This window comes from Synergistaceae bacterium (assembly GCA_031272035.1).
Taxonomy (GTDB): Bacteria; Synergistota; Synergistia; order Synergistales; family Aminobacteriaceae; genus JAISSA01.
Genome location: JAISUO010000079.1, coordinates 1 through 5,311 on the forward strand (window position 1 = coordinate 1; position 5,311 = coordinate 5,311).

At 60.0% G+C, this 5,311-nt stretch carries 5 protein-coding genes; 4 read left to right on the forward strand and 1 reads right to left on the reverse strand.

Going from position 1 to position 5,311, the window contains the following annotated elements:
* The 3 genes from LBR61_09615 to LBR61_09625 all read left to right on the forward strand — a co-directional run.
* On the forward strand, positions 1-662 hold a 662-nt coding region (locus LBR61_09615; protein MDR1732333.1), incomplete at its 5' end, for a hypothetical protein.
* Positions 652-1,125, forward strand: coding sequence for a DUF350 domain-containing protein (locus LBR61_09620; GenBank protein ID MDR1732334.1), 474 nt, complete (start codon positions 652-654; stop codon positions 1,123-1,125). The genes LBR61_09615 and LBR61_09620, both read left to right, overlap by 11 nt.
* A gap of 22 nt (positions 1,126-1,147) precedes the next feature.
* Positions 1,148-2,740, forward strand: coding sequence for a polyamine aminopropyltransferase (locus LBR61_09625; GenBank protein ID MDR1732335.1), 1,593 nt, complete (start codon positions 1,148-1,150; stop codon positions 2,738-2,740).
* Between the two features lie 24 nt (positions 2,741-2,764).
* Here the strand turns inward: LBR61_09625 and LBR61_09630 are convergent, their stop codons facing one another.
* A complete protein-coding gene (locus LBR61_09630; protein MDR1732336.1) occupies positions 2,765-3,970 on the reverse strand; it encodes a pyridoxal phosphate-dependent aminotransferase in 1,206 nt (401 codons plus the stop codon).
* A 178-nt stretch (positions 3,971-4,148) separates the two neighbouring features.
* On the opposite strand from LBR61_09630, the gene LBR61_09635 reads away from it, so the two are divergent.
* The gene (locus LBR61_09635) at positions 4,149-5,294 is read left to right on the forward strand and encodes a M20 family metallopeptidase (protein MDR1732337.1); all 1,146 of its coding nucleotides are present in this window, start codon (positions 4,149-4,151) and stop codon (positions 5,292-5,294) included.
* Positions 5,295-5,311: the final 17 nt, after the last annotated feature.

The following is a 5,311-nucleotide window of genomic DNA, read 5'->3' on the forward strand; positions in this document are numbered from 1 at the left end:
GCCCTTCGCTGCTGCGCTCCGTCCGCGGGCGTCGTCGGGGTCGTCCCTGGGTCGTCGCGGGATTTGTTTGTTTGCAGATAATTTTGGGTCTTCTGACCTATTGGTACAATTCGGGACCCTGTATCGAAAGGCAGCTCGCGGCCTCCGGTTCATTCCGGCACGAGACCTCCGTCACCCTGCCCGGGGGCAGAAAGGCGCAGGTCTACTCCACCGCCCTCACGCCGGATCAGGCCTGTCAGGCCATCATTCAGATGGATCCGGAGCGCATACGGTATGTGACGATGGCGCTGAAGGACAATTCTGACACCGACGCCGACTCCGACAAAACGCCGGACCTCGCCCGAAGCGAGCGAATGCTGCAAACCGACCGCGAAACCGTGATGATCTACGAGTCCGAAACCGGCGCGACCTTCGTGCAGGTCAGCGCGGCGGACGCCAGGGAGAATCGCTACACCGCCTATCGTCCCCGCTGGCCTTCGAGGACGTACAACCTGTACCGGGCCAGCCGGGCCTGGTATGGAAACGCGGAGCGAGCCACGGTAAATCCGGCAAACACGTACAACATCGATACAGGTCGTTATTCCTCCATCGTGGGCAGCGCGCGTCAGGCCAGCATCTCCGCCCGACGCTCCACGGGCGGCGGAAGCCATTTTGGAAAGTGAAAATTCGGGATCGATGCCCGATATAGAGGTGCAAATGATGACAATGATGGTGCTGGAAGCGTTTTTGTACGGACTGCTCTCGATTATCCTGCTGATCGTCGGATTCATGGTTCTCGATTTTGTCGTTCCCTGCGACTTCCGCAAAGAGATCTTCGAGGAAAAGAACACGGCGGTGGGCGTTTTGGCGGGCGGGCTCTTCGTCGCCCTGGGCCTCATCGTTCGGTCTTCCGTCATCGGAGGCGGACGGGGGACGGAAGACGGGATGATGGACGGTCTTTTCGCGACCCTCGTGTTTTCGGGCACGGGACTCGTTTTGTTCGTGGCGGGCTATCTTCTGCTGGCCCTGCTGTTCCGGAAGGAGAACCTGCACCGTCACATCGACGAGCACAACACGGCGGTGGGCTTCGCTCTGGCGGGCTTCTTCATCGCCATCGCTCTGGCGGTAAGCGGCTCTATTCAGTGAAAAAGCCGACGCGCTTCAGGATATGAATCAAAATCAGGAGACGGACGGGGCTCCGCGACGAGCGAACCCGGAGGGCCCGCCAGAGGCCGGCGGCGGCATTTCGGATTTCAATCCGGGTTTTTTGCTGTTCGCGACGCTCGTCATTTCGATCTGTTCCGTGGTCTACGAGCTGCTGATCGGCAGTCTCAGTTCTTACCTGCTGGGGGACGGAGTGCTGCAGTTCTCTCTGACGATCGGGCTTTATCTTTTCGCCATGGGCCTCGGCTCCTGGGTTTCAAAGCAATTCGTCCGCGATCTGTTCGACGTGTTCGTTCTCGTGGAGGCGGCTGTGGGGCTTGCGGGCGGATTTTCCAGCATGACGCTGTTTTTGTGCTATCTTCACACCAAAAGTTATCCCCTCGTCATGTATCTCCTGACGGTGCTGATCGGCGGCCTCGTGGGGCTGGAGATTCCCCTTCTGGTGCGCATTCTCGATCAGGAGCGGTTGAGCCTGCGCAGCGGGGTGGCCAGCGTCTTCGCCTTCGATTACCTGGGGGGGCTGTTCGGGTCGCTTCTTTTCCCCCTCGTTCTGCTGCCCTCCCTCGGTTACGTGACCACGGCATTTTTCACCGGCGTGCTCAACTTCGCCGCCGCCGTCGGAGTCGTTTTTCGCTATCCAACGCGGCTTGTTCATCGTCGGGGTCTTCGCGCCGTGGTTTGCGCGGGATTCCTTCTGCTGCTGGGATTTACCTTCGCCGGAGACGCGATGACCACCAGCCTCGAAGGTGGGCTTTACCGGGATCAGGTTATTCTCAGCCTTCAGACGCGCTGGCAGAAGGTGGTGCTCACGAAGCACAAGGACGATCTCCGGCTCTTCATCGACGGCAACGTGCAGTTTTCCTCTCTGGACGAGTACCGCTACCACGAGGCTCTGGTTCACGTGCCGCTGGCGGCAAGACCGGACGCCTCCCGGGTGCTGCTGCTGGGGGCGGGGGATGGTTTGGCCGCCAGAGAGCTTTTGAAGTATCCGAACATCCGGGAAATCACCCTTGTGGATATCGACGAAGCCCTCGTGAACCTGTGCCGCCAAAATCCGCTGATCGCGGCGCTGAATCGAGGTTCTCTGGAGGATTCGCGGATTCACTGCGTCTTCGAGGATGCGTTCAGCTTTCTCCGCAGCAACGAAGAACCTTACGACGTCATTCTCGCTGACCTGCCCGACCCCAACAACGAGGCTCTGAACAAACTTTACACCACGGCGTTCTACCAAATGGCCCGACGAAACCTGACTCCGGGCGGCGTCATGGCCACTCAGTCCGGCAGCCCATGTTACACCGGCGACGCCTTCTGGTGCATCAACAAAACCCTGGGGGAGGCGTTCCCCCTTGTGCTGCCCTATCATCTGTACGTGCCGTCTTTCGGCGACTGGGGCTTCAATCTGGCCCTGTCCTCCTCCGGCTTGCCGGACTTCGTTTTCCCGGAGGGGCTGCCCCTGTCCTGGCTGAGTCGGGAGAATTTTCAAACGCTGTTTGCCTTTGCGAAGGACGAGCGGCGGAACCTGGAGGACATCGCCGTCAACACCCTGCTGCGCCCTCGGCTTCTGCGGTACTATGCCGAAGGCACGGACGCCTGGTAAGCGGGCCTTTTTTGATAAAACCCGCTAACTCGCTGACGAGCGCAGTCTGGCTCTGACGGCGTTCTCCACGCGGTCCATGGCCTCGTGAATTTCCTCCAGCGGGCGGCAGTAGGCCATTCGCAGAAACGCTCCTTCCGCGTGAAACGCCTCGCCTGGGACCGTGGCCACCCCCGCCTCCTCCAGAAGCCACCCGGCCAGCTCGGCGGTGGTCATACGAAATCGCGTCAGGAGCTTCTCCACTCGTGGAAAAGCGTAAAACGCGCCGCCCGGCATGTGGGTTTCGAATCCGTCTATCCCCCGCAGGCGTCCGATCAGAGCGTCCCGACGCTCTCTGTAGCCCTCGATCATGCGTTTCACGTCCTCTCCAGCGTTTTCCAGAGCCTCGGCCACCCCCGCCTGAGCGAAGGCCGTGGCGCAGCTGGTGAGGTTCTGGTGGTTCTTCGCCGCGTAAGGCCGGACCTCCGGCGGGAGCACGATCCACCCAACCCTCCAGCCCGTCATGGAAAACGTCTTGGACGCCGCGCTGATGAGGATCGTCCGTTCCCGCATCTCCGGCAGGGACAGGATGGAGACGTGCTCGCCTTCGTATAAAAACTTTTCGTAACATTCATCGCTGACGACCAGGAGGTCATGCTTTCGGGCCAGCTCGGCGATTTCCTCCAGATCGTTTTTTCTCAGAACGGCGCCTGTGGGGTTGTTGGGGGTATTGATCAGCAGAAGGCGCGTTTTTGGCGTTATCGCCTTTTCGATGTCCGAGGCGGCCAGACGAAATTCGTTCTCGAAGCGGCAGGGAACCTCCCGAAGAACGCCCTCCGCCAGCGCGATCTGATCGGCGTAGGCGGGGAAAAAGGGCGTCGGGACAATCACCTCATCCCCCGGCTCCAGAAAGGTGAAAAAAGTGACCGCCAGCGCCTCGCACGCCCCCACCGTGACCAGAATCTCCCGATCCGGATCGATGTCAAGGCTCTGGTCGCGCTTCAGCGCCTTCGAGAGGGCGCGGCGCAGCGACGCAATCCCCGCCGTGTCCGTGTAATGCACCAAACCGGCGTCGAGAGCTTTTTTCACGGCTTCCTTCGCGCAGGCGGGAGAGTCGTAATCCGGACGGCCGACCTCCAGGTGAACGATTTTTTTGCCGGCCCGCTCCAGCGCCCCCGCCCTGTTCATGATTTCGCGTATGCCGCCCCCTCGCATCGCCGCCTCCATGCGCGCGACGGGCAAACGATAGTTCATTGTCTTTCGCCTCCCCGGAAAATAAAAAACACCAATTAAAGCTCAAGGGGGCGGAACTCCCCCCGAGACCCCCTGCAGGTTCACCGAACTCCGCAAATGACGCAGCCCTCTGTTTTCAGCTCGAAGTATATTATAATTCAGTATACATCACCTCCCCCATACGACTGATTCAGGAAGGATGGAACAAATCATGGACAGAATTTACGATGCGCTGAAACGACAGCGAAAAGAGATGCTGGAGGTTCTGAAGGTTCTTGTGGAACATGAATCTCCATCTCACAACAAGGCCCTTGGCGACGTTCTGGCCGGGAAACTGGCAGAATTTTTCGAAGAACTGACCGGCGGCAGGACGAAACGCATTCCGGTGGAGGGTTACGGCGACTTCATTCGGGGAGAATTCGGTGACGGGGAGGAACAGATTTTCGTCGTCGGGCACTATGACACGGTTTTTCCGGAAGGCACGCTTCGGGAGCGCCCTTTCCGGGTGGAGGGAAACAAAGGTTACGGCCCCGGCATTTTCGATATGAAGGGAGGGCTCACAGCGGGGCTTTTCGCTTTGAAGACCCTCAAAGACCTGCATATCCCTCTCGGAAAAAAGGTCGTGTTCCTTTTCAACTCCGACGAGGAGCCCGGCAGTCTGAAATCGCGGCCCATCATCGAGGAGGAGGCCGCAAAAAGCAAATACGCTCTCGTTCTGGAGCCCGCAGGCCCCGGAGGATCCATCAAGACCATGCGCAAGGGCGTGGGTCGCTTCACCCTGGACATCGGCGGAAAGGCCGTGCATTCGGGGGCGGATTTTACCAGCGGCGTCAGCGCCGTCAACGAGCTGGCCCGGCAGATACTCTTTCTCAGCGGCCTGACCGATCTGGAAAAGGGCACCACGGTCAACGTGGGCAGAGTCGAGGGAGGAACCGTTTCCAACGTGGTGGCGGAATGGGCCCATGCCGAAATCGACCTGCGCATCGCCACAGAGGAGGAGGGCGACAGGGTGATTCCACAAATTCTCGGCCTGAAACCCTGCGACCCCAAAGCCCGCGTCGAAATCACGGGAGGGCTGAACCGGCCGCCCTACCGACGCACGAAGGACGTAGAAGCTCTGTATCTCATGGCGAAGGACCTGGCCGCGAAGTACCTCGACTTCGATCTTCCTGAGATCAGCACGGGAGGCGCCAGCGACGGCAACTTCACGGCGCTCCACGTTCCCACCCTGGACGGGCTGGGAGCTTACGGCGAAGGGTCACACTCCGCCAGCGAAAACATCGACATCGACCGGCTGCCCGAGAGAAGCGCCCTGATCGCTCTGGTTCTGGCCAACCTGAAGTGACCGGGAGGGGAGCACGT

Excerpts from the sequence above, each read along its gene's own strand:
- LBR61_09625 (MDR1732335.1), top strand. The coding sequence starts at position 1,148 with ATGAATCAAAATCAGGAGACGGACGGGGCTCCGCGACGAGCGAACCCG.
- LBR61_09630 (MDR1732336.1), bottom strand. The coding sequence starts at position 3,970 with ATGAACTATCGTTTGCCCGTCGCGCGCATGGAGGCGGCGATGCGAGGG.
- LBR61_09635 (MDR1732337.1), top strand. The coding sequence starts at position 4,149 with ATGGAACAAATCATGGACAGAATTTACGATGCGCTGAAACGACAGCGA.